This is a genomic window from Paenarthrobacter sp. NPDC056912, from assembly GCF_042786555.1.
Taxonomy (GTDB): Bacteria; Actinomycetota; Actinomycetes; order Actinomycetales; family Micrococcaceae; genus Arthrobacter.
The window spans coordinates 1-24,909 of sequence record NZ_JBHUCD010000007.1; the positions used below are offsets into that span (position 1 = coordinate 1).

Sequence of the window (24,909 nt, forward strand, 5' to 3'; positions counted from 1 at the left end):
CGCCTTCCGCTTCTACACCAAAACCAAGACCGTGACGTCGCGGTGGCCCTCCGGCATCCGCCAGGGCGCCAGCTTCATCATGCCGGCAGGCAGCTAGCCTTAGTCCATCTATGACAGCACGTAGTAATCAGCTGCGCTCAACCGACCCGATCGCTAACCCCGCAAGGAGTCAGTACATGAACGACTACACGCCGTGCACCCTTGAGTCCGGCCTCGCCTCCGCGCCTATTGGAGGTGGCCGCGCATGATCAAACGGCATGCCTCCCCGGCGCAAGTAACCGACCCGCCACCGGCGGGCCGGGCGCGGCGCCGCCACAACTTGATGGTGCCAATGCGTGACGGGGTCGAGCTGGCGTTGGACGTGCTACTACCGGACGGCGAAGGCCCGTTCCCGACGGTGCTGATCCGCACCTGCTACGACAAGAACAGGCACATCGACACGCCGCGTCCGGTACTGCAGGCGCTGCTTGGGACGGGCTACGCGATCGCTGCTCAGGACGTCCGCGGCCGGTTCAACTCTGACGGTCGGTGGGGGATGTACTTCGCCGAATTCGACGACGGGTTCGACACCCTGGAGTGGCTGGCCGGGCAGCCTTGGTGCGACGGCAACATCGGCATGTACGGCGTCTCCTACGAGGCGTCAGTGCAGTGGTTCGCGGCCCGCAGCGGCAGCGAGCACCTCAAAGCCATCGTACCGATGGCCGCCACGCCGAGCTCGATGTGGAGCAACGAGCCCCTCCGCGGCGGGGCATTCCTCGCGCCGATGGTCCAGTATGCGGTGGACATGGGGTATCGCTCCTTCCAGAGTATCGACTTCGGCGGCACGCTATGGGCCGAGGACCGGCCCTCGTCGATGGCGTTGCCATTCGCCGACATTCCCGCAGCCCAGGGCGCGCAAAGCCCATGGATCGCCGAGATGCTGCAGCACCCCACGCTGGACGAGTTCTGGGCGCGCGGCGACTTCAGCTGCTGGGACCAGATCCGGACACCGGCACTGCACATCACCGGCTGGTGGGACATGAACCTACCCGGTGCCCTGGACAACTACCCGGGAATGCGCGCTGGCGCGGCGACCACCGAAGCCCGTGACGGCCAGCGCCTTATCATCGGACCGTGGCCGCACTGGATGAACAACACTCGTCAGCTCAACGGCGTCGACTTCGGCGACCAAGCCGTAATCGACCTCGACGGGCACATCGTTGAGTTCTTCGACCGGCACCTGAAGGGCATACCGGCCGCGGCCGACGAGGACCCGGTGCACGTCTTCGTGATCGGCGCCAACGAGTGGTGGGCCTCGGACCGATGGCCGCTCGCCGAAGCAGTGGACCGCGAGCTGTTCCTCAGCTCGGATGGCCACGCCAACAGCCTGCACGGCGACGGCGGGTTGACTTGGGAGAGCCCGGGCGACAGCCCCTCGGACGAATACGACTACGACCCGTTGAACCCGGTGCACGCGTTCTTCCACATGTGCGCCGACGGTCCGGTTGATGACCGGATCCCCAGCCAGCGGCCGGACGTGCTCTGCTACACAACGGCTGCCCTGACAAAGGACATCGACGTGGTGGGTCCGGTGCGGCTTCAGCTCTGGGCCGCCTCCTCGGCAACGGACACCGACTGGCACGCCCGCCTGGTCGACGTCCACCCGGACGGCGCCGCCCGGTACCTGTGTCACGGCGTGCTGCGTGCCAGGTTCCGTGACAGCTTTACTACGCCGGCCCTGCTCGAGCCGGACCGCCCCTACGAGTACGAGATCTCGATGGACGCGGTGGGCATCCGCTTCGGCGTCGGGCACCGCATCCGGCTGGAGATCACCAGCAGCTGGTCACCTCGTTACGACCGCAACACCAACACCGGCGCGGACAACCCGTTCCAGGAGAGCCGTACAGTTGTGGCGCACCAGACGATTCTGCACGACGCAGAGCATCCGTCCCGGCTCATCGTCCAGGTGGTCGAACGAGACGCCGATCAGGCGACAGCGGCCCACCAGTCATGACAGCGGCAAGCTGCACTATCCCGGCAAGTCGGTGACATCCGGGATTGATGTGACGTAACAAGAGGACCTCCGGGTGTTGCGTGGTGCTTTTTCGAGAGCAAACACGCACTCCTGGAGGTCCTCGTCTCCCACTCCAACGCGATCCAGGCCCCTGCTATCGATCTCTGGCGGACGTGCCAGTAGTACAGCACTATCGGGGCCGGTGTCCGCAAGGTTGAGCCTGGTGGTGTGCATCGTTGGCTCGATGATCGGCGTCGGAGTATTTGGCGTGGGTTGAGGCTGTGGTGGTGGATGGGACCTTGGGGCTGTACCTCGACTGGACCAGTGTGGCCGTGTGCGCCAAACACCATGATGGCCTTCAAAGCGTTACTCCTCTTCGCTGTCTTCGGCACGCCACCGTACGGCGTAAATCTTGGGATCCAGACTCAGGCGTTTTACGGTTCTTTCGAGGGCGCCGATGTCCGCCTCCGTACTCGCGGAAAGCTCCGCCCGCACCTTGACCAGCGCGTTTTTGGTGCCCCGGGTTGACATCGACTGCAGACTGAAACCGGGTCGGCTGATCGCCTGCACCAGCATGGATCGCACCATTCCTTCACCCTCGCCATCGGTTGTGGCCTCCAGCAGGTAGCCGACGTCCGCCGTCGATGGTATGTCACCGGCAGTCCGCCGTGGGTGCCGGTTGATCATCCGTCCCACCGGGCGTAGCAGCGTGTTCACGCCAACAATGCACAACGCCCCAAGGATCGCGATCAGGTACAGCCCTGATCCGGCCAGCGAGCCGACGGCGGCGGCGCACCATAGCGTTGCGGCAGTGTTGAGTCCGCGGACATTCAGTCCCTCACGCATGATCACCCCGGCGCCGAGGAAGCCGATACCGGACACGATTTGGGCCGCCACGCGGGTGGGATCCGCCCCGATGCCTCCGAAGGAGTACGCACCCATCACGACGAAGAGCGCAGACCCCCCGGCGACCAGCGCGTTGGTGCGGATTCCAGCCATCCGGGAACGCCATTGCCGCTCCAATCCGATGCTGGCTCCCAAAAGCAGGCTGATGATAACCCTCAGCGAGAGGTCAAACAGCTCGGCGCTGAAGGTCATAGTTCCTGCGGAACGACGGCGTGGCGGAGGCCGAATCCGCCGTCGAAGAGCGTGCCGGCGGGGTCGTTAGGAACGTCGGGGTTTGAGGCCTCAATCGCGCCCGTGCTGGACGGGATGGCAGTCAGGTGTTGCAGCGGCTTTGTCATCATGGCACTCCTCTTGCGTCAGGGCATTGGCCATGTCGCGGTTGCGGTCAATCTGTTGGGGCTTGTTCAGTTGGCTGCCGGGCGCTTGGCTATGGAGGCAGGGCTTCGATCTCCAGCAGGCTCTGGCGTTCCAGCCGTCGTTTGCGCTGTGCGGCGGGATCGAGAACGGGGGCTGCCATCAGGAGCCGGCGGGTGTAGGGCTATTCCCCGCTCCGTGGTGGTCCGGCAGTCGCCGCTACGAGGGCGGGTAGTCGCTGGCAGGGTGGTCCTGGGCCACCGTCTCTGCCGTCATGATGGCGGAAAACCGGGCCCAGATCTTGTGTTTCGCATTGCGAGACGACGGCGTTCAGTTTATTCCAGACGGGCTTGCCGCGCTTCTGGTCCAGGAACCGTGCCTTGTCCTGACTGAAGTGTTCCTCCAGGAGCGCGAAGAGCAACTTCTCCTTCGAGGGGAATTGGTGCAGCAGGCCGGACCGGGTAACCCCGGCCCGGTCCGCAATGGTGTTGAGGGCAGCGCCCCGATAGCCGAGCTCCGCAAAGGCGCGTTCAGCTTCGGCAGGAATTTCTGCTCGGCGCCTCTCACCCTTGGCATTTCTGACGCCCGCTACTGCACCCACCTCACTACTTCCCTTGTGGTCGCAAGCGCCTATCGGCAGGCAATCTGTGGGTGTCGCACCATGCGGTCCCGCACCAGTCTGCTCAGGAGACCACCAGCTGGCCGCGAAGTCGGGAGACCAGAGTCTCATCCAGGCCCGCGGCCCGCAGGGGCTCCAGGGCGTCACCGTATTTCTCGTCGAGCTTCAGCAGGGCAAGCCGCAGGACCGAGGGCCTGGCATCCAACATCGGAGGCAGGTTGTCCAAGTCCAGGGACTCCAGGAACTCCCGCGGACCAGCGGGCGAGTCACCATCCGCTGCTCCCCCGGGCTCAACGCCGTTGCCCGTCGTCGGGGCCGCCGGCGTAGCGGCCAGCCATCGCGCGACCATAGTACGGAGATTCCCGGCCGTGACGCCGTAATCCCGGATGATCTCTTCATCCTCGGCACCAAGGATTCTCAACAGCAGCGCGGCCAGGATCCCGGTGCGGTCTTTGCCTGCGGCGCAGTGGAACACCAGGCCTCCCGCACTCCAGGCAATGAGGCTCAATACGCTCACCAGTTGCCGTGAATGCTGCTCGACCAGGCGTACATAGATTTCGGCCATATCGTCGTCATCGGCCGGCGTTGCGTAGCCGTCCATCACCTGACCGCCGAGCGCAACATTATGGTAGTCAATCCCGCGGGAGCCCAGCCGCCCAAGATTCACCTTGGCGATTTCCTCCGCACCTCGAAGGTCTACTACATCAGTGATTCCGTGCTCCGCCAGGAGAAGGTCAAGGAACTCATCAGTTGCCGTACTGAGATCATCGCTGCGGAACACGCGCGATGAGCGCACCTCTCCGCCGGAGACAGGAATCCCGCCAAGGTCGCGGAAGTTTCCCGGTTCGGTAAAAATCGTTGAAGGCATAGCCGCCATCTCTCTCTGTGAAGCCCCTGTCCGAGGGGCTAGAAAACACTGTGAATGTCTTGCCGCTCGTGGGGCGCACAGACGGGACTGCGCCCCCTTGGACCCTCAGTATTGCAGCCACACACCTGGCCGCGCTTGAGTCAGAAAAACGAAACAAGGCTTCAGCATTGTACGATCTGACGAAGGCCAGGGCGGTGGAGCGTCGAAGGTAGAGGGACAAGACTGTGAACCGCAACGCTATTTGGCTTGGAAGTCGTTGCGCTTAATGGCCGATCAGGAGTGGTTCTCTGGCGGCGTCGACGATCTCGGGGGTTAGTGCGTCGAGGTGGTTGAGTGTTTGGATGCGGTGCACTTGTGTCAGGAGCCTGTCCACGAGTCGGAAGTTGCCGCCGGTTATTCACGAAATCTTTGTGGTGGGCATGCGCCCACCGGGTGGCAGCGCGTTCCTATTCGACGGTGACACCCTGACCAAACAGCAGGAGGGGCTCCCGGGCGCAAGTCCCGGGAGCCCCTCCTGTCTGGCCGCTGAGGAGATTTAGGCGGCTACTTTGCTATAAAGCCGCCCGCCATAAAGAAATTCAACGCCATCGATGACTAGGTGCTGGAATTCGGTAGCCGATCCTTCGGGATCAGCCACGAATCTGGAATTCGACAGCAGATGAGCCTGGAGCGGCGCCTGGTCAGGTTCCCCAGAAATATCAACCTTTGACGAAGCAGCCAGCAGAAGCTGCCCGTCCTCCCGGCGGGTCAACTCGATGCGTGTCGTCGTGGATTCATAGGTACCGAGCAACCCACTGCTGTCGAAGTCCTCGCCGGTGCCTTCATCGAAGGGCTTGGGATAGGTCAGTCCCAGCTCAGCACCAATGGCAGTCTCCAACTCCTTGGCCAGAAGGTACCCGCCGCGGGAGTTGGTCAGAACACTCATCGCAACATTCACTTCGGGAAAAGTGTGAAGACTGGCAATCTGACCGATAGTAGCCCCGCCATGGCGAACAGCCATCGCAGTCCCCCAGTCCGACAAAACCCAGCCCAATCCCCAAGCCTTATCCACAGTGGAGACGGTCGATAGGTCGAACTGCGGCGTCCGCATGAGTCGCGCTGACTCCTCGGACAGGATTCGCTTCCCATTCAGTCCGAGCCCATCACGCATATGCGCCGACGCAAACATGAGCAGATCCTCAACCGTGCCCGTAATGACCCCTGCCGGGCCCATGGACCTCACCAGAACCCATTCCTTGGTCGGGACCACCTCTTCCCCGGACGCCGGATCAGCACTTGCCAGATGCCCAACCGCGGCACGGAACAACGGAGCATCCTTGGTCCTGGTAATGACGTGGCTCAGTCCCAACGGTTCATAGAGATAATCAACCAGCACATCATCCCAGGCCTGCCCGCGAAGAACCTCAATAATCCTTCCGGCAACGGTGAACCCGGAGTTGCAGTAACTCAGTTGCCCGCCAGGCTCGGTGATGCTGGTGGCCGTGGACAACGACGCAACGTACTTCTCAACGCAGTCATCGCCATACCCCGTGTCAGTGAAGAGATCACCATCGATCCCACTGGTGTGCGTCAACAAGTGGCGCACAGTAATCAGGCCCGAATACTCAGAGTTGGCAATATTGAAGTCAGGAAGAACATCAACCACCAAGGTATCGAGAGTCAGTTTCCCCTCGTCAACCAACTGCATGATCAGAGTCGTGGTCCAGATCTTCGTGATCGATCCGTACTGGAAAATCGTCTCCGGCGTGACCTCAACACCAGTGGCAAGACTGGTCACCCCGGTCGTCAAAACACGCAGATCCACATCACCCGCTGAATCGAGCGCAATCAAACCAACCTGCACCCCCGGCACGGAATGCTTCTTGGCCAGAGAATCAAGCCGTTCCTGCCACTCCGGCGTCGTCAGCAGATCTGAAGGAATTGTTACGGACATTAGTGCTCCTGAAAATTATCGTTCCCAAACTGGGAGAAAACTGGGCTGGAAACTAGCATGGTCTTTCCCTGACAGTTACTCAGACTGGCGGAATGACCAAGGGTCAATAACGGCAGACAGGCTAGCCGTAAATCCCCGCATGTAGATCTTGCTATCGAACCATCCCAACGGAAGGACATCTGCATCGGAGACGAGGGCGCGTTCTGCTGCCTGCCATTCAGGGCATCCCGCAGTTCCGACCGTCTTCATTGCTGCGGCGACGTTCTTGTTGTAGGTAGTATTCTGAATATTCGAGAAGTTGTTCGACGAATCGCCACTGAAGTAAGGAACCAGAACGTTGGGGAACGAGTTGAGGGTGTTAATGTCCACGACGTCCCAGTCTGCTGCACCTGGCTTGAAGAGCATGTCGATAATGGTTGCGATATCCGTAGATTTCAGGGTCACATCAACTCCCAACTTTTTCCAAACGTCGGCCTGATGCTCAAATGCCGCATTCTTCTCAGCCTCAGAGGTGTAAACGAACGTGATGGCCAGCTTTTGGCCGTCCTTGCTGCGCACACCGCCATCTGCCATCTTCCATCCGGCATCATCAAGGGTCTTGGCCGCGGCGTTCAGATCAAATGACGGAATGGACTTGTAGACGTCGTCAATGGCACAGGTCCGTGGCTTACCTACAAGGAGAGACTGGGTGGGACTTCCCTTGCCTCCGGCAAGAATGTCGATGACTTCCGAGGTATTCGTGCTTTGGACCAGAGCCTTCTTGACCGCAGGGTCTGAATTTACCCGTGAACTTCGCTGGTTGAAGAATAGCTCACTCGAAGGTTGCTGGACGGAAAGGCTGTTCATCTTAAGGGCGTCAAGCCGTCCGGCATCTGCTCCAGAGACGGAGGCAACATTCGCATCTCCGGAAGCAAGCAGGTTGGCCCGAGTTGTGTTGTCCTCCACAACAGTGACCACTACTGACTTTGGCAATCCTGGAGTTTCAGAAGTTGCTCCCTCAGGGCCCCAGCTATACCCTGAGCGACGGGTCATCGTGTAGCTTTCTCCGGGCTTCACGTCAGTGAGGGTGTAGAGACCGGTTCCACCAAAAGCTCCGGCAAACTTGGAGGGGTCCTTAAGCGCAGCGCTACAGGCAATGAAGACACGGCCAACATTCTCAACGAGGAACGGGGATGGCGTCTTCGAGGTCAAGGTAACCGTTCGGCTCGCGTTGTCGGCCGTGGCCTTCAAGTCCTCCGGAACCTTCGCGCCCAACTCGGACGAGTTGTTCGTCGCATCCGTAATCCAGGTGAAATTATCGGCCACTGTCTGGGCCGTCAATTCGGATCCGTCGTTGCAGGTAATTCCGGGCTTCAGAGTGAAGGTAGCTTCCGTGGTGGTCGCCGTCCATGATTCAGCCAACCAAGGCCTTGGCTTTCCATTATCATCCAAAGAAATCAAATTATCATAGCCAAAGGCAATCACTTGCTTACCGTCTGACGATGAATTCAACTGCGGGAATAGATTGCCGGGTTCTCCAGAAGCTGCGATTTTCAATGTTCCGTCGGTCACGACTTTCCCGGACGATGTCGTTTCGCCCGGGCTGGATCCGCAGGAACTCAGGGCAAGGGCTCCTGCCGCAAAAATCGCAGCGCAGGGGATTAGTTTCTTATTCATGAACGTTTTCCTTCAAGTTAGTAAATTCGAGAAGATAGGTATAGCAAATGGTCGCTGGTTACATGAGTTTCTGTGATTCGGAAGCACTTCCGGCTCCTGCGGCCTCGAACAACGGAACTCCGATCTGAGGGACTGCCTCGATCAGCAACCGTGTAGAAGGGTGCTGGGGGTTGGCCAGAACTTCGTCTACGGCACCGAACTCCACGAGGTTTCCTTTGTCCATGACGGCAACGAAGTCACACACATAGCGAACGACTGCGAGGTTGTGTGAAATGAACAATGAGGTCAAACCCAGCTCCGACTGAAGCTTGCGAAAAAGGTTCAAGACGGTCCCTTGAACGGAAACGTCCAGGGCAGACGTCATTTCGTCGGCGAGCAAAACCGACGGCTTGGCACCGAGGGCACGAGCTAAGGCCACCCTTTGGCGTTGCCCGCCAGAGAGTTTCTGGGGGTATCTGGACGCGAAACTAGGATCCAGTCCGACCAGTTCAAGCAACTCGTGAGTCTCGGCAATGAGTCGGTTTTTTGGTCGCCGGACAACTGTTGGCTCTCCAGGTTGTCTGTCACCTGCGCGCACGCCCTCAATGATCGAGTCACCGATGGTCATTCGAGGATTCAGTGAGGAATATGGATCCTGGAAAACCATTTGCACGGCCCGTCGATGGCGCCTGCTGGCACTCCCGGATCCCAGTAGCGACTTCCCATCCAAAAGAACTTCACCTGAAGAGGCACGCTCCAGGCCAATGGCCACTCGGGCAAGTGTCGATTTGCCTGAACCGGATTCCCCCAACAAACCAACAGTGGAGCCCGTAGGCACAGTAAATGATACGTCCTTGACGGCACGAACCGTCTTTGATCCATGTCCGAAATTCACTACGAGGTTTTGAAATTCAAGTGTCGTCATGATGGCTGCTCCTTCATAAAGTCACCAACTGTTGCCAACGGGCGGGTTTTGTCTGTTGTCAGCGTTGGGATTGAGGCCATGAGCGCACGTGTGTACGGATGCACGGCTAGGCCAGCAACCAAATCCGAAGTTGAAATGTCTTCGACCAGCTCTCCCCGGTACATGACTAGAACTCGATCGCAGAACCCAGTGACCAGAGCTATGTCGTGGGAGATAAACATGACGGCTGAGCCGTGTTCGACTGAAACTCGATCCAAGACTTCGAGGACAGTTCGTTGGACAGTCGCATCAAGCGCAGTGGTGGGTTCATCAGCAATGATCAGGCGTGGATTTCCCATAAGGCCCATCGCAATCATGGCCCTTTGGCGCATGCCTCCCGAGAACTGGAAGGGATATTGGTTGAAACGTAGTTTGGGATCAGGTATGCCCACTTCGTCCAGGCGATCGACTGCCATCTTTTTGGATTCAGACGCCGAATGGTGTCCGTGAACTTTGGCCACTTCGGAAACCTGTGGACCAATTCGTGTTGAGGGATTGAGGGAAGACATGGGGTCCTGGAAGACCATTGACATTGTGAGACCGAGCTTGGACGCATGTGAGTCGACTTCTCGCCGGCTCAAACCGGCAAGTTCCACACCATCAAACATGATGGTGTCCGCATCGACACGAACAGGGTCTTCAATGAGCTGGCTGATTGCGAGGGCTGTAAGGCTCTTCCCCGAGCCGGACTCTCCCACAATGCCTACTCGTTCACCGGCCGCAACGTCAAAACTTACACCGCGTACTGGAGTTATCCAGTTTCCGTGCGCGGGAAATGAAACGTGCAGATTCCGAACTGAGAGGACGTTTTCTGATCGCTCCGGCGCCTGGGTTTCGGCTTCCAATGTTTGCTCCGTCGTGTCCTTTCGGCCCGGAAAACCCGCCATCTTTCGAAGCGAAATCACCGGATTCACGCCCAATGCGCGCCCAATGGTGTCTCCAAGCATTGTCAGAACAATGCCAGCAAGAGTGACAGCTAGTGCAGGTGCCAGAGCGGCAGCAGGGGAGATATAGAGCCTGGACAGTCCCTCAGCAAGCAACCGTCCCCAGTCATACGCGGGAGGCTGCAGGCCGAGACCCAGGAATGAAAGGCCGGCCATCGCAGTGAGACACCCGGCCGCAACCATCGTTGCGTTGACGACCACCACATCTGTGATGCTGGGGATGATGTGCCGAATGAGGATCATGAATCTGGGCACACCGAGAATTTTTGCTGCGCTGATAAAGTCACGGCCGCTAACGCTAGCGGACATCGTCTGGCATAGCCTCGCCATATCCGGAACGATAGCCAAACCGAGGGCAACCACTGCACCTGTGGTTCCTTGACCAAAGATTACGGCAAGGAAGAGCACCAGAAGCAGGGAGGGGAAAGCGATCATCATGTTCACGAACGCAACGATCATTCGCCCTATGGCTGGCGGCAGGACACTGGGCAGGCAACCGACAACGATGCCCAAAGTCACTCCGATGACGGTGGCCACCATTCCATACATGAGGGATAGCTGTGTCGCGACAAGAGTCCGAAGGAGGATGTCGCGTCCTGAAGCGTCAGTACCTAACCAGTGGTCAGCGCTGGGGCCTTGAGCAATCGACGTTACGTCAACAGCGGCCGCTTTTTCTCCAAAGATACTTGGAGCAAAAATTGCAATTCCAATGAGTGTAAGAGTCCCAAAGATGGCAATCGCACCCGTTGGCGTGCGAGCCTGTTGCATGAATGACCGAAACCGACCGGTACTTACTGCAAGGGGATCTTGGTTGGTCGATGACATGAGTGCCTCTAAGTCGTTGTGATTCTGGAACGTGGATCAAATGCCGCGATGAGCAGATCTACGATGAGGTTAATGAGCAAAACGATTCCGCCATATACCAGGACTATGCCCTGCACCAGGGAATAGTCCCTATCAGCGATGGACCCGACGACAGTGGACCCCATTCCTGGCCAAGCGAACACGGTCTCAACGAATACGCTGCCCGCAATCAGACCTCCGAACATCAAGCCGGCAATCGTCAATGTTGGCGTAATCAGGTTCGCAAGCACATGCCGTACATACAGCCTGGCCTTACTAATTCGTTTGGACCTCGCCGTCCTAACGAAGTCTGCCTCCAACACAGACAAAGTCTCGGCTCGCACAATGCGTGCAATAGCGCAGACTGCCGGTAATGCCAGTGAAAGGACAGGCAATACATAGGAGGACGGTCCTGAACGGCCTGCTACCGGGAAAATTGGGGAGCTTATGGCGAATAGGAAGATGGAGATGGCTGCAACAACGAACACTGGGGCCACGGTAAAGAATCCCGTGATCGCGGAGAAAGTAGTGTCCAGCCACCTATTGCGGCCCCCTCGCGTCATCTCGGCCACCAGCATCCCGAACGGAATGCCTGTAACAAGAATTACGATGATTGTAAGGACGGCCAACTCCAACGTAGCCGGCATTCGCTGGGCGATGATTTCGAAAACGGGGAGCCGGTTGCCATAAGAAGTACCCAGGTTCCCCTGAAAAAGGCGTTCCCAGAAATGGAAGTACTGACTAAGCAACGAGTCGTCGAGGCCTAGTTCTGTCCGCCTGCGTAGTACTTGTTCGGCGCTTGCATCGGCACCTAGCGACAACCTTGCCGGATCCCCGGGCAAGAAACGAACCATTAGGTATGCGGCAGTGACGAGGGCGACGATCGAAACGACTAAACGCACAAACCGGCGTGCGGCGTATGCAATCCATGGGTTTCTCGTCCTGGCGGCCGTGACTTTCTGCGACACAACCTCGTTGTTGTTTTCAGGCAATGCCTTCGTCGTGGGCGGAGGCAAGCCGATCCTCTCATCCGTGGATATTTGGCTCTTCATATATTCAATTTTCCAGCGTGACGCAGATCATGTACAGTGCATGGTGCAGCGATATTGGATTGAGTATTGTCAAATTGAACAATGCATGCTCAGCATGGTCTGCCTAAGAGCGGTCTTCCCCCAGTTTCGGTCTGAAACCGGCAGACGTGTGCCGCCGGACGGGCTCGTCAACACCCGGCCGGGTCCGTGCACCTGGCCCCTGAATCATCTACTGATGTGCTAGTAGCGATGCTTTCTTGTACTAGTACGAGACGATAGGTTTAGGTGGTGATTGAGTCAGTTCGTACCCGAATATTGGAACCCACGGCCCGCGGTCTGGCAGATGCGGTCAGTCAATCAATCCGGGACGGTTCCTTGGAGTCAGGCAGTAAGCTGCCACCGATCCGCTCTGTTGCAGCTACCTTGTCGCTTTCGCCAAGCACAGTGAGCAATGCTTGGTCGCAACTGGCCAAGGCCGGACTCATCTTCACCGACGGCGCACGCGGGACCTTCGTAGCTGCAAGTGCTGCTCCGCCGGCCCGCTACAGGCGCGCTCTGCAATACTCAGGAAAATTCGAGATCGATCTCTCAACGGGTCTCCCCGACGCAGAACTCTTGCCTGATATCCAGAGTGCGTTTTCCAGGTTTGTGGGCTCGTCTCACTCTGATTCGTACCTGGGCGACACTCTGCTTCCGGACTTGGGCCGCGAACTGCGGAAGTCCTGGGCACGCGGCATCGAAGCGATCACGATCACTGACGGCGGCATGGACGCCTTGGACCTTTTAATAGCATCGCGGGTGAGACTCGGCGATTTTGTGGCTGTCGAGGACCCCGGATATCCGCCGCTGTTCGATCTTCTAGGTGCTGCTGGAGCCAGGATGCTATCGGTCGAAGTTGACAACGACGGCCTGGTACCCGCTTCCTTGGAAAAGGCCCTGAAAAGTGGTGCGTCCGTCGTGTTCCTTCAAACCCGGGCACAAAATCCAACAGGAGCCGTCTTGACGGCCGCTCGCGCCAAGCAATTGTCGGACGTGATGGGCCGGTACGACACCCTCATTGTCGAGTTCGACTTTGCCGATGGAATCTCCGCCGCACCTTGGGTGAGCTTTACTCAACTTCTGCCGGAGCGAACGTGTCACATTCACGGCTATTCGTCCTCCCTTGGCCCGGAGATGCGGCTTGCAGCACTCGGGGGTCCCTCCGCGGTCATCGATCCGATCGTTCAACGCCGCCATCTGGGACAAGGTTGGACGAGCCGGATACTGCAAAGCCTGCTGCTTGACCTCATCACGGACGAATCGTCATTGACGCAGGTCGAGAACGCTTGCGCCGAGTACGCGGCCCGTAGGTCGGCTCTCGTTGCAGAACTAGCTCAGCTTGGTGTTGAGGTGGGTGGGAGTGACGGCATAAATGTTTGGATACCGGTGGCCAACGAGGCGGCAGCACTATTGAGCCTCGCGACCGAAGGAATCGGGGTAGCACCCGGGAGCCCTTACATTCTGAACAGTCCCGTTTCCCATCACATCTGTGTGACAGCCGGGCTTGTTCCAGTGGGTGAATCGAGGCGAATCGCCGCTGCGATCAGCCGTGCCGCGAAACCTTCCAGTGCGTCACGCAGCGCTTAGGTGCTGTCTCCTCAAGTTGTCGGCCCTCAATTTACCCCTTTTGTGAATTCTGGTTTCGGTCGAATATGTAAGAGCCACGAGCGTCAAAGCCCACCACCCGGGAGCCGGCAGCGAATTCACTCATGAAGCAATCGCGCACCACGGAGCGCCATGCCCTTGCTGCCTCGGGATGTGTCCGGCGAAGTGACTCAATATCATCCGGTGTCGCCACTGCGACAACTGCTGACTGGGGCGCGGCCGAACCGTGCGGGTGATTGTTCGCGTCCGTCACGATGAGTTCAGTTGCCTCTGGCAGAGGCCGCTCATGCTCCGAACTGCCAGGGCTGACCGAACCGACGATTTCACTGTCAAGATCCCAGGTGATGAGTAACCGATCTGACGCGTCAGACCCATTGATTGCATCGTCCATCTGGCCGTAGAAGTTCGGAAGGTATTCAGTTGGGACGGCGCCTAGTTTGACGATATTAAAGAATGCGTTGCGCCGAACGAGCGGATCAACTGTCCACGTAATCGTGTGCATTGATGACTCAAGTGCCCACGCACGCTGGTGCAACTTGATTGCTTGCCCCACCTTGCGTCCCTGCATTGAACTGGAAACGCCTGTGATGTGGCTGTGGAGGGAGCGCTGATCAGGTTGTCCGCAAAATCCGACGCTCATCCCGACAAGTCTAGATCCAACAAATGCTCCGGATACGTAGTTTCCTGTCTTAGCCAATACCCTCAGGATGCCCAGGGTCATACTTTGATTCGACGCATCTGGACGCCATGTCTCCTTGTAGAGCTCATAGGCGTCAGTGAGTTCGTCGGGTGCGCTAATCGTCCGCACCGTGACGCCGGCCGAGGCGGCAGCAGCTTCTGCGAGTTGGTGAGCCCGCGCTGCGACGTTGGACGCATTACCCAGAGTGAGTTCAGTCATACATACAAGCGTGCCGGAGGGGCAGGCTGGGTTTCTTGTGCGTCGGTACCCAATATGAGTGGCAGACAGTGCCATTTGACCAATCCCCCCGGGTAGTCCCCTGCGTTAGCGGACATGAGAATGCCCACTTCCCCTGAACGCGGGCAAGGCCCCGCCAGAACAGCTGGAAGGGCCTTGCCGAGCCCGTCGCAAGGTCTGCGATGGACGGTTCGTGCGGGGCATTCGTGGCAGGACTTACCCACGGTCCGGACGCACGGATGCTGTGTGTACCGTCATTTCGGCGAGCACACTTGGGATTGGCTCGACGCCAAGTCCTGGTGCCGTCGGGATCTTGATGTATCCGTCCTCCAACACAAACGGTTCAGTGAGGTCCTGCTCATAGAAACGGTCCGAGGCCGAGATATCGCCCGGCAGCGTGAATCCGGGCAAGCCCGCCAGCGCCGAGTTCGCAGCTCGTCCCAGGCCTGACTCAAGCATTCCACCGCACCACGCCGGAATACCGTTGGCGCGCGCCACTTCATGGATGCGTTTTGCCTCCACGTACCCGCCCACGCGCCCCGCCTTGATATTGATGACATCCGCTGCGCCCCACGCAATCGCGTCGGCAGCCCGTTCGGCGGACACAATGGACTCATCAAGGCACATGGGAGTTCGCATCGTCTTAGCGAGGATCGCGTGTTGCCGCAGGTCGTCCTCGGCCAGCGGCTGCTCAATAAGCAGCAGATCGAATTCGTCGAACCGGCGAAGTGTGGGGGCATCGGCCAGCGTGTAGGCGGCATTGGCGTCCACCTGAAGAGGGATGTCGCCGTACTTCTCGCGAACCGCGCGCACTGGCTCAATGTCCCAGCCAGGCTTCACTTTGAGCTTGATCCGCACGTATCCCTCGGCAAGGAAGTTTCCAACGACATCGAGGAGTTCGGGAATCGAGTCCGCGATCCCGACTGACACCCCCGATTTGACCTTCGTCACGGTTGCTCCAAAGTACGAAGCGAAAGAACGTCCGCTGGCACGCAGCTGCGCGTCCAGTATCGCCATCTCCAGACCGGCTTTCGCCATCCGATGCCCGATGATCGGTCGAAGTACGTGACCCACCGTCTCCGCCGTGATGTCGTGGCCAGCAGCCTGGTGAGCGAACAGCATGGGCACGAGGTACCTTTCGAGAACTGCCCGGGTACCGTCCACGTATTCCTCGGAATACAGAGGATCACTCATGGCCACGCACTCCCCCCAGCCGATCGTCTGCACACCGTCTTCGAGGGCGGTAACCTTCACCAGCAGAGGCCGTCGTTCGGTCTGCGTACCGAACGATGTGGTGAATGGGCTCTTGAGCGGCATTCTTACCGTTATCAGCTCAACTTCGATGATGTTCATGCAGAATTCCTTTCGGTGCGGCGTGAACCGCGGGTGTGTTTGCCAAGGCGATCCGCTGATCGACTCCGCAGGACCGACTGCGACGAGCGGGAATGAAGGCCGTCGCATTCTCAAGGTCCACGCACTCGTCAGAGCGTGCGCAGGAGGAACGGTCAGGCCAACAAACTTAACCCTGCCCGCTTGGGAGCATCGAAACATCGTTCGATCGAACAATGCTGCACCCGGCGACTATGCCGCTCGCACACTTTCTGCCGAACGGGGTCCCAGGCCATGCCCTGTCAGCCGAATAGGCGCAGCTGCAATATGAGACCAAACCGTGTGTCGGCGTCGCCAAGGTCGATTCCGCCGATCTCGCACAGCCGCGCGAGACGGAATCGGAACGTGTTCCGATGCACATGGACGGCGTCTGCGGCCATCCTGATGTCGCCGAAGTGCTCCAGCCAGCTTTTGAGGGTTTCGACGTAGGCGGTGTTGTGTTGTTCGTCGTGTGCGATGAGGACCGCAAGCGGTCCACTTACCTTGACACCATCGTCTGCCAACGTGTTGGCAATGCGCAGCATCAGCCATGCCACCTGCACATCGGCCAAAGTCTGAACGGGCCCTTTGTCGACGGCGCCACTTTGCAGGACGCGCAGGGCAGCATCCGCTTCTGATCTTGACTGATCGAGATCCGCGGCGCTGAGGGCTACTGAACCGACTCCCGCGAGGAATCTACTGGTCGAATCCATACGGGCAATAAATTCACGGGCAAGCCGAACAGCCCTCTGTTGAGCACGTTCGTCGTTGGCGCGGAGGGGCACCACAGCATAGATGGTGCCGCTGATCAGCGCTGCCAGCGACCCTGGAGAGAGCGGGTGGAGGTACATGTTCAGCGAACTCACTACCCGCTGCAGTTCGGCTTCAGAACGAAGTGCGTCATCGGCGAATCCATGCCTGGTCCCGAAGGCGATGACACAGGTGGAAAGCGAGGCAATATTCAGCTGCTTGGCGGCGTCCCTTGCCTGCTGGCCTCCCTCGATCAATGTATTCACCAGGCCGAAACGCTGCCTTGCAAACGAGTCGGAGCTTGCCCGGGCACGCAGCATGGTGAGGGCAACGACGCTGGCTGCCTCGACAAAACCCTGTTCGCGGCGGTCCGTAAGGGGTTCGTGCACAACCGCCCAGATTGACCCAAGTACTTCCTCGCCGGCCTTCACCCTCATGGCCACACGGGGAAACTCCGTGGGAATACTCGGCTGGATGAAGACCGGACGGTCAGATGTGTAGATGCGTCGGAAGACCCCTTGGGCACGGTGATCATCCCCGTAGACATCTGGCACTTGCAGGCCAAGGATCGTCAGCCGGCGCGATTCGTCCGTGCCGGCCTGGTCGGCGGAAAAGGCCATAACCCGCGAGGATAGGTCCTCGATGGTCACTGGCGCCTGTAACAGGGCCGCGACCATGTTCGCCAGCTCAAAGAGATCCGTAGGTTCGTCGGAACCGGTTCCGACCGTGAGCCCGTTGGAGTCAAGGACGCTGAGCGCGGAGGAAAGCATCGATGCTACTTGGATCCAGGAAGCACCGCGAATGAGTCCGAAGATCACGATGCCCGTCTCCGCTACGGCCTCCGCGATTGCCGGATTCGTTGGAACCGGTTCCTTCATCACTAGTGCGACAGCCCCATCGGACGAGAAGGACCTTATCTGTTGGGCAGTGTCCTCCGCACTCGTCATTCCCACCCAAAGCACCACCGTACCGGGCACCACAATCGGCGGATCAATCGGATCGAAGAACGCCACACCACTAACGCTGGTTCCCGGTTCGAAGTTTCCGGCCTCAACGGAGAGAAGGGTGGAGCCAAGCCGATCGAAAAGGCGGCCGAGCGTCGCCGTACCAGACACCCCGGAGGGAAAGTGCGAATCGGTCATGATGGAGCTCTCTTCTCTTGGGCACAGGAAGCCTACTGATCAGCTCAAGGGCAGGGACAAGATTCTACCGCCGTGACGGTGCCGATTACACAGAAAACCCGTCCGATGCTGTCCTTTTGGCACAAGACGCGCTCCACCGGATTGGTGCACCGTAGAAAGTGAACATTTTTCCAGAACTCCCACGAAGGAAACCCTCCGATGAATCACGCCGACCTGCTCGAATATGTCTATCGCGTGACCGTCAGCGTCGCCCCGTCACCTTCGGGCGCTTCCGCCCTCCTCCGGCTTGTGTCGGTCATTCATCGTCGGGGTACGGATGTCCAAAGCGTGGCTTACACTGTCGCAGCTGACCACAAAGCAAGCATGACTGCGACTTTCAGGTCGTTTCCGGGGCGGGCCGCCACTCTGGTCAGATCTCTTCAGGGTGCCGTCTGCGTCACGGATGCCCGGCTGGAAGTTTGGTCTGCCGGCGATTGGGCACCCCAGACCCTTTAACCTTCGGACAGTGTCCGCGTAGATCGGAGGAAATTGCTTTCCCACACATCGACAACGCTCCCTTCCACGTCTGTGACGAGGTAACTTGACCACCGATCGAATGCCGAGCAGGGGTGGGAGATCCCGAATTGAACAACGTCCCCTACTTCGAGGCCACCTGCCTTCTCGAGTACGGCGTGGTGGTCGTACAGCTTCCTGACTATGCCACGAGCTTCAGGCTTTCGTTGGCCGTCAACCCCGGACGCGGCCAAAAGGACCGGAAATCCGGCATCGTACGGAAGATCACGCTTCCCGGCTCCGATGATGACGAGACCGGGTTCAGGTGCGGACAACACCACTGCGCGGACTGTTAAGGCCGGGTTGAGGCCAGGGACAGGGCTTACGCCCGCGTAGGTACCGTGGTCGTGGACTACGTAGCAACCCGACCGAAGAAGCCGAATCGTGCCAGGGACTTCTTCGACGGTGGGGAGGAACTCAACAACACGGTCGGGAAATGCGGACCCGCCCATTGAAAAGACGGGTGTCGCCGTCTCAAAGAGATCGGCGACGTCGAGATAGGCGTCCCGCACGCGGCGGCAATGATCGTCAACCGAGACGATGGTTTCATTGTTTCGTGTATTCGGGGCGATGCCTTCGTAGCCTGCCACTCCGACTAACTTGAGTCCCGGAGCGTCTGCTACGAGTTCTGCAATCCGTCGAGCCTCACGAATGTCACGGAGGCCGGTGCGTCCGACTGGAGCTCCGATGTCCAAAAGCACTTCAAGCACGGGTCCGGGTTCCCCGAACGCCAGCGCGGCTGCCTTTACACCAGCCTCGGAGTCAACAAAGCACTGAATCTTCCGGCCGGGGTCGTCTGCCAGCAAGGATCTCAACTGTGAGAGACCGAAGGAATCGACCACTTGGTTGGCGATGAGGACTGAGCAGTGCCCCCAATCAAGCACAGTCACCGCTTGGTCAACGGTTGCTACGGTGACTCCCAAGGCTCCTGCGCCGACCTGCCGTTCGATGATTGGGGCGGACATCGTTGTCTTGACGTGGGGCGCCAGAGCCACGTCCCGCTCACTGCACCAGCGGGCCATGATGTCGATATTCTGCTCAAGCGCATCAACGGACAGGCACAACTGAGGGTATGAAGCAGAGATCACGTTTGCTCCTTTGTAGCCACTCATGCCACTTCGACAACGAGTTCGATCTCGACGCATGCGTTGAGGGGAAGTGCAGCAACACCCACGGCCGAGCGGGCATGTACTCCCGCGTCGCCCAGGACGTCTGCGAGCAGTTTCGATGCGCCGTTTACCACTTCGGGCTGACCCGTAAAGTCGCTCGACGAGGCGACGAAACCCACCACTTTCACGACACGGACGACTGAGTCGAGCCCCACCAGGTTGTCTATCGCGGCAAGAGCGTTGAGTACGCAGTGTTCCGCAGCCAGTTTCGCATCTGAGACTGAGACTTCACTGCCGACTTTCCCTGGCCGTTCGATCACACCCTGAACCATCGGAAGCTGCCCGGAGGTATAAACCAAGTTCCCGGTCCGGACGGCCGGGACATAGATACCGGCCGGTTTGGCCGCTTCCGGCAGGGTGTAGTTCAATTCCGCGAGGCGCTGCTCCCAAGGCGATGGGATGCGTGCAGTACTGCGAGGGAATGCTGTCGAGGACACGTAGAAAATCTCTCTGTGGAGGACGGCTGTTGCGATCCAGTATTCGGGGCAGCAGCCGAGAAAGCATCGGCATTCTTGACGAATATCGACGTCAAACCGGTACAAAAGGACAAAACCCCAAGCTTGGAACAGGATCTGACGCCCACGCATCCCGGTCTTAGCCGGGCTCCCTCGTGTTCACGACGAAGTTCGCAGGCACCGACGCGATGCCATTCGCCTGGACCACAACGTAGTGCTGCCCTGGGTAGTACGTACGGGTTGTGATGGGGCGGAAGGAATGTGTTTTAGAGACGGTGACGGCCTCACCGGGTGCAATCCGACGGGAGGTGAGCTTGAAAGTCTTGGCGCTTACCGTGCCGTTGGCGCGCTGGAAACCGATGGAATAGTCAATCGCTGCCGTCGCGGGCTCGGAGCCTTTATTCAAGACCTCCGCTGTAAATTCCACGGTTCCGTCCCATGCGATGGCCGTGCGGAGGATCCGGGGCTCCATGACCACGAGCCGGCCACCCGAATAACCAACGAGTGCGAGCGCCTCTGGATTGCCTTGTTTGACCAGAGTTCTGAGTCCGTGGCGGATTACTTTTGCCGTGGTGGCATGCGGGTTCCCTGACCAGCGGCGCGCCGTGGCTACTACCAGCAGTGGATCAATCCGGCTCAGATCGTTGAGATGGTTTGCCGCGGACCGTCGAACATAATCGGCATCGTCCTGGTAGGTGGCATCGAGGATCCCCTGCGTCGCCGCTGGATTGGCCACCAGCCAAGGTACTCGCTTGGCCCATGGCAGGTAGGCCCGGGAGCCCTCCGTTGCGAGTCGGCGGACGTTGTGGTCATGGTGGTTCGTCCAGGTTTGCATGGTCGCGATGGCTCGGTCCGGCCTGGCAGCTATGAGGTCACGGATAGCGAACTCTCCCGTGAGCCGGACAGTCAGCCGGGAAAGCACCGCGAGTGCGGCGTCGAAGTCGGCGAGTGCCCCGGACCGGAGCGCCCTGCCGGTCACGACTTCGGAAACCGGCCAGAGCATCCATCCTGTAAACCGGGGGTCCTCGAGGGCATCGAGAAAGATCCTCTCAGCTGAGGAATAGTCGGCAGGAAGGTCTTGGAGCAGCGCGTCCCTCACGATATCCACGCGCTGCCTGAGGCGTTGCCCGTCAAGGGACTGGCGTGAACGCTCCGTTGTTGGCAGGTCAACGCCAGGCCCGGCGCTCATGAGGATGGACCGCAGTTCGTTCACCACGCTGGAATTGATCAGCTCATCCATAGCGCCCATATTTTCTCCTTCGCCGGTGCTGTCATCGTAGGCGATGGGACGGACACCTAAAGCGCGCACAAAAGCCGCCCGCCGCCGTCGTACTTCTGAGGAGAGCACGACGACGGCAGGCGCCCCAAGCGCTATGCGTCAGGCCGGCAGCTGGCTGGCCACCCGCGGCGCTTCCTGTGCCGGCAGTCCTTGACCGGTCTGCCCGTAGAGCCAGTCGTTGTACTGGAAATCGTTGTCTTTCCGGCTCTTGAAGAGCAGGTTGCGCAGCGTCCGGGCCACGCCGGAGACGTGCCACGATTCGCCCCACACCCGCGCGGTGCGCTGGACGCGCGCGGTCCGGGCGGCACGGGCGGAGTTGAACGCGGCAAGAGCGTCGTCCCACGCCGCGGGGTTGACGCCGTCAGCGGTGAAAACGGTGCCGGCGCTGACATCCTGCAGTACGGCGGCGTCCTCAAGCGCCTGGCAGGCGCCTTGGGCGAGGTACTGGAGCATGGGGTGGGCGGCGTCCCCCATCAGGACCATGCGTCCGGCAACCCAGTTTTCGATCGGGTCACGGTCGTACATGGGCCAGCGGATGCCGGTGCCCAGGTTTGCGAGCGCGGCCTGGACGGCGGGGACGCAGTCCTTGTAGGCGGCCTGGAGTTCATCCACTCCCCCGTACTGCTCCTCGCCGCGCTCAAATGAAGGGGACTTGAAGACGGCTACCGTGTTCAGCAGCTCGCCCTTGCGCAGCGGGTATTGCACCAGGTGGCAGTCCGGCCCGAGGTACACCACAACGTCCTCAAGGTCGGCAGCCGGGGTCGCCGGAGTGATGGGCACTGTGCCTCGGTAGGCAACGTATGCCGAGGAAACGGGGTCGTCGGACGCCACCAGCGGCCGCAGGGTGGACTTCAATCCGTCAGCAGCGATCACCACAGCCGCTTCATAGTCCACCCCGGCCGCGGTGTGCACGATTCCTCGTCCGTTCACGGTTTCCACGCTGTCCACCATGACGTCGTTGACCAGCTTCACACCCGCCGCTTCACATCCTTCGAGGAGCACGCGGTGCAGGTCGCTGCGGTGGATCACCACATACGGGGCGCCGTAGCGTTCTTCGAATTCCCCGCGCAGCGATTGCCGCGTGAGCTCTTCGCCGGTGACGGCGTCGCGGAACACCAGGTGCTTTGGTTGGACACCGATTTCGAGAGCCTTCTCCAACAACCCCCAGCGCTTCAGGACACGTGAGGCGTTGGGCGCCATCTGCAGCCCTGCGCCAACCTCGCCGAACTCGGGCGCCCGCTCCACGAGCGTGACGTTCGCCCCGTTTTCACGGAGGGCCAAGGCCCCTGCCAAGCCGGCCATTCCCCCTCCCACTACCAGGACATCGGTGGACGTTGCGTACTCAGACATTGCTTGCTCCTTGGGAGAATTTGGTGGTGATTTTGAGTCCGACGGCGGCCAACAGGACCGCTGCGATGGCGGCGGCACCGGCGAACGCGAGGAAGTTGGAGTTGACGCCCAGCCCGGCTGCCAGCAGCAGGCCACCCACCTGCGGTGCGACGACTGCGCCGATCCTCCCGGTGCCGAGGGCCCAGCCGAGCGCGGTTCCCCGTAAATGGTTCGGGTAGTGGCTGGCGACGGCCGCGATGATGAGGCACTGCGTGCCGTGGGTTCCGACCCCGGCCAGCACCAAGGCCAGGTACACCACCGTGACCGGCGGGCCGGCCAAGAGGACCGAAAGCCCGACGGCGGCTACGGCGGCTGCCGCTATCGCCGTCGGAATCGGGCCAAACCGTGTTCCCGCCCAAGCGGTGATGACCGATCCCGCAACAGCGCCAAGGTTTAGCGCCAAGGCGAAGGTGAGCGCAGATCCCAGGTTGTAGCCGGCCAACTGCATGAGGTTGGGCAGCCACGTCCCCAGACCGTACCAAGCGAACAGAGTGGCGATGGTGGCGAGGGCGAAAAGGACGCTGATGCCGAGGTAAGGCGCGCGGAGCAGGGTGCGGAAACCGACGGGTTCCCGCGAGGTTCTGCCAGCGGGTTCGTTGGCCGCCAGCGTCTCCGGAAGGTACTTCAGGCCGAGCGGCACCACGATCACCAGGGCCAGCGCGGCCACCAGGAACATGGACTGCCAACCGAAGGCAGGAATCATGGGGATGCCCACCAGCGCGGCGATGGATCCCCCAATGGGAACACCGGACATCATGAGCGTGGCGATGGTGGAGCGCCATTTGGCAGGGACCAGTTCAGCCACCAGTGCATTGGCAGAGGGAACCAATCCGCCCAGCCCGATTCCGGCGAGAAGCCGCAAACCACCAAACACGGCCGCATTGGGAGCGAGGGCGCAAAGGATGGTGAAGATCGAGAAGACGATCGCGCAGCCGAGGATGGTTCGGCGCCTGCCCCACGAGTCGGCCATCCTGCCTGCGAAGATGGCACCGATCATCATGCCGAGAAACGCCATGGAGCCGATGGTTCCGGCGGTCACCTTGGTCAGGCCCCAGTCCGTCTCCGAGATGAGCGAGGACTGGACCGTGCCGTAGACAATGAGGTCGTAACCATCGAAGACCACCAACAGCCAGCAGACCATGACGGCCAACGCTGAGCCTCTGGAGAAGCGCGGCGCATTGCCGGCAGGTCCTGCGGTAGGCCGCTGCGGCTCTGCAGCGGTAAATGTGTGATTCATCCCACCACTGTCAGGGGAGCGCCAAGCGAAGCACCATACAATTCTGTTGTGCAGAATAAGCCAGTTTCACCTTCGGCTCGAAAGCCAGTCCAAAAGCGGCCCACCTATTCCATCGAGGCCGTCGACAATGCCCTGCAGCTCCTCCAGCTGCTCCGCGACGGCGGCGCGCTGCGCCTCAAGGACGCCGCCGCAGAGCTGGGTGTCGCTCCCTCCACAGCCCACAGGCTCCTGGCGATGCTCGTCTACCGGGGCTTCGCGGTCCAGGACGAGAACCGTCGATACGTCCCCGGGCCGGCGATGGGCGTTGGCCCGGCAGGACTTAGCTGGACCAGGCAACTGAGGGACCTCGCCCAACCCCACATGGAGCTCCTGTCCGCCCAGCTCAACGAAACCGTCAACCTGATGGTCCGGGTGGGCACCAAGGTCCGGTTCCTGGCCACCGTTGAAGGCAGCAATGTCCTCCGCGTCGGCGATCGCCAAGGCACGGTCATGCCTGCGAACAGGACTTCCGGCGGGAAAGCCATGCTCGCCACGTTGGAACCTACAATGATCGAGCAACTCTTCCGGAGCCACAACGCGGAAATCGGCGGCGACACTATCCCCGATGACGAATTCGCCGCCTTCATCCGGGAGCTGGACGCCATCCGCGGCAACGGCTTTGCGGCGAATTTCGAGGGCACCGAGGAAGGGGTCAGCGCATTGGGCATGGCGCTCCACAACCGGCACGGCGCTGTGGTCGGCGCGCTAAGCGTCGCCACGCCGTCCACGCGGTTCCGCAGGGTGTTCGACGGCGGCCTGGTCACCGCTCTGCGCGAAAGCTGCAGGCAGCTGGAAATCGACATAGCTGCCAATCCGGCGGAACGCGACTGACCCCCTTCGTTGCGAGGCCCGCTCTGCGCCCCAAACACGCCCCAAACC

At 60.1% G+C, this 24,909-nt stretch carries 20 protein-coding genes and 1 pseudogene; 3 read left to right on the forward strand and 18 right to left on the reverse strand.

All coding sequences use genetic code 11. The features are described 5' to 3' along the window. Nucleotides 1-322 precede the first annotated feature (322 nt). A complete protein-coding gene (locus ACFRJ9_RS09310) occupies nt 323-1,993 on the forward strand; it encodes a CocE/NonD family hydrolase (RefSeq protein ID WP_377666710.1) in 1,671 nt (556 codons plus the stop codon). Between the two features lie 366 nt (nt 1,994-2,359). On the opposite strand, the gene ACFRJ9_RS09315 is transcribed toward ACFRJ9_RS09310, so the two are convergent. From ACFRJ9_RS09315 to ACFRJ9_RS09360, 10 genes and pseudogenes are all read right to left on the reverse strand, one after another. Next, nucleotides 2,360-3,091 (reverse strand): MgtC/SapB family protein, encoded by a 732-nt coding sequence (locus tag ACFRJ9_RS09315; RefSeq protein ID WP_377666712.1) that lies wholly within the window; start codon nt 3,089-3,091, stop codon nt 2,360-2,362. Beyond that, nucleotides 3,088-3,240 (reverse strand): hypothetical protein, encoded by a 153-nt coding sequence (locus tag ACFRJ9_RS09320; RefSeq protein WP_377666714.1) that lies wholly within the window; start codon nt 3,238-3,240, stop codon nt 3,088-3,090. The genes ACFRJ9_RS09315 and ACFRJ9_RS09320 overlap by 4 nt, the downstream gene beginning before the upstream one ends. A gap of 197 nt (nt 3,241-3,437) precedes the next feature. Continuing rightward, nucleotides 3,438-3,854 (reverse strand): TetR/AcrR family transcriptional regulator, encoded by a 417-nt coding sequence (locus tag ACFRJ9_RS09325; RefSeq protein ID WP_377666716.1) that lies wholly within the window; start codon nt 3,852-3,854, stop codon nt 3,438-3,440. A gap of 82 nt (nt 3,855-3,936) precedes the next feature. Further along, complete coding sequence (locus ACFRJ9_RS09330; protein WP_377666718.1) at nt 3,937-4,740, reverse strand: tyrosine-protein phosphatase; 804 nt, start codon at nt 4,738-4,740, stop codon at nt 3,937-3,939. 535 nt (nt 4,741-5,275) lie between these two features. After that, on the reverse strand, nt 5,276-6,673 hold the full coding sequence (locus tag ACFRJ9_RS09335) for a serine hydrolase domain-containing protein (RefSeq protein ID WP_377666720.1): 1,398 nt from the start codon (nt 6,671-6,673) through the stop codon (nt 5,276-5,278). Between the two features lie 75 nt (nt 6,674-6,748). Beyond that, nucleotides 6,749-8,329, reverse strand: coding sequence for an ABC transporter substrate-binding protein (locus tag ACFRJ9_RS09340; RefSeq protein WP_377666722.1), 1,581 nt, complete (start codon nt 8,327-8,329; stop codon nt 6,749-6,751). Nucleotides 8,330-8,387: 58 nt separating this feature from the next. Next, on the reverse strand, nt 8,388-8,654 hold the full coding sequence (locus tag ACFRJ9_RS09345) for a hypothetical protein (protein ID WP_377667198.1): 267 nt from the start codon (nt 8,652-8,654) through the stop codon (nt 8,388-8,390). A 42-nt stretch (nt 8,655-8,696) separates the two neighbouring features. Further along, a pseudogene (locus tag ACFRJ9_RS09350) lies at nt 8,697-9,233 on the reverse strand (ABC transporter ATP-binding protein); the annotation flags it as partial. Continuing rightward, nucleotides 9,230-11,041, reverse strand: coding sequence for a dipeptide/oligopeptide/nickel ABC transporter permease/ATP-binding protein (locus ACFRJ9_RS09355; RefSeq protein ID WP_377666724.1), 1,812 nt, complete (start codon nt 11,039-11,041; stop codon nt 9,230-9,232). The gene ACFRJ9_RS09355 and the pseudogene ACFRJ9_RS09350, both read right to left, overlap by 4 nt. A gap of 8 nt (nt 11,042-11,049) precedes the next feature. Then, nucleotides 11,050-12,111, reverse strand: a complete 1,062-nt coding sequence (locus ACFRJ9_RS09360; RefSeq protein ID WP_377666726.1) for an ABC transporter permease — start codon at nt 12,109-12,111, stop codon at nt 11,050-11,052. Between the two features lie 267 nt (nt 12,112-12,378). Between ACFRJ9_RS09360 and ACFRJ9_RS09365 the strand changes: the two genes are divergently transcribed. Continuing rightward, nucleotides 12,379-13,716, forward strand: a complete 1,338-nt coding sequence (locus ACFRJ9_RS09365; protein ID WP_377666728.1) for a PLP-dependent aminotransferase family protein — start codon at nt 12,379-12,381, stop codon at nt 13,714-13,716. Between the two features lie 31 nt (nt 13,717-13,747). On the opposite strand, the gene ACFRJ9_RS09370 is transcribed toward ACFRJ9_RS09365, so the two are convergent. The 8 genes from ACFRJ9_RS09370 to ACFRJ9_RS09405 form a co-directional block, all read right to left on the reverse strand. Further along, a complete protein-coding gene (locus ACFRJ9_RS09370; protein ID WP_377666730.1) occupies nt 13,748-14,632 on the reverse strand; it encodes a GNAT family N-acetyltransferase in 885 nt (294 codons plus the stop codon). A 234-nt stretch (nt 14,633-14,866) separates the two neighbouring features. Further along, nucleotides 14,867-16,003, reverse strand: a complete 1,137-nt coding sequence (gene menC / locus ACFRJ9_RS09375; protein WP_377666732.1) for an o-succinylbenzoate synthase — start codon at nt 16,001-16,003, stop codon at nt 14,867-14,869. A 278-nt stretch (nt 16,004-16,281) separates the two neighbouring features. Next, a complete protein-coding gene (locus ACFRJ9_RS09380) occupies nt 16,282-17,910 on the reverse strand; it encodes a PucR family transcriptional regulator (RefSeq protein ID WP_377666734.1) in 1,629 nt (542 codons plus the stop codon). A 491-nt stretch (nt 17,911-18,401) separates the two neighbouring features. Beyond that, complete coding sequence (locus tag ACFRJ9_RS09385; protein ID WP_377666736.1) at nt 18,402-19,550, reverse strand: alanine racemase; 1,149 nt, start codon at nt 19,548-19,550, stop codon at nt 18,402-18,404. A 20-nt stretch (nt 19,551-19,570) separates the two neighbouring features. Further along, nucleotides 19,571-20,068: a RidA family protein gene (locus ACFRJ9_RS09390; RefSeq protein ID WP_377666738.1), complete on the reverse strand. Its 498-nt coding sequence runs from the start codon at nt 20,066-20,068 to the stop codon at nt 19,571-19,573. 157 nt (nt 20,069-20,225) lie between these two features. Then, on the reverse strand, nt 20,226-21,335 hold the full coding sequence (locus ACFRJ9_RS09395; protein WP_377666740.1) for a hypothetical protein: 1,110 nt from the start codon (nt 21,333-21,335) through the stop codon (nt 20,226-20,228). 129 nt (nt 21,336-21,464) lie between these two features. Next, on the reverse strand, nt 21,465-22,715 hold the full coding sequence (locus tag ACFRJ9_RS09400; protein WP_377666742.1) for an FAD-dependent oxidoreductase: 1,251 nt from the start codon (nt 22,713-22,715) through the stop codon (nt 21,465-21,467). After that, entirely contained in the window at nt 22,708-23,991 is a 1,284-nt protein-coding gene (locus tag ACFRJ9_RS09405; protein WP_377666744.1) for an MFS transporter, read from the reverse strand. The genes ACFRJ9_RS09400 and ACFRJ9_RS09405 overlap by 8 nt, the downstream gene beginning before the upstream one ends. Nucleotides 23,992-24,039: 48 nt before the next feature. Between ACFRJ9_RS09405 and ACFRJ9_RS09410 the strand changes: the two genes are divergently transcribed. Then, complete coding sequence (locus tag ACFRJ9_RS09410; RefSeq protein WP_377666746.1) at nt 24,040-24,861, forward strand: IclR family transcriptional regulator; 822 nt, start codon at nt 24,040-24,042, stop codon at nt 24,859-24,861. Nucleotides 24,862-24,909: the final 48 nt, after the last annotated feature.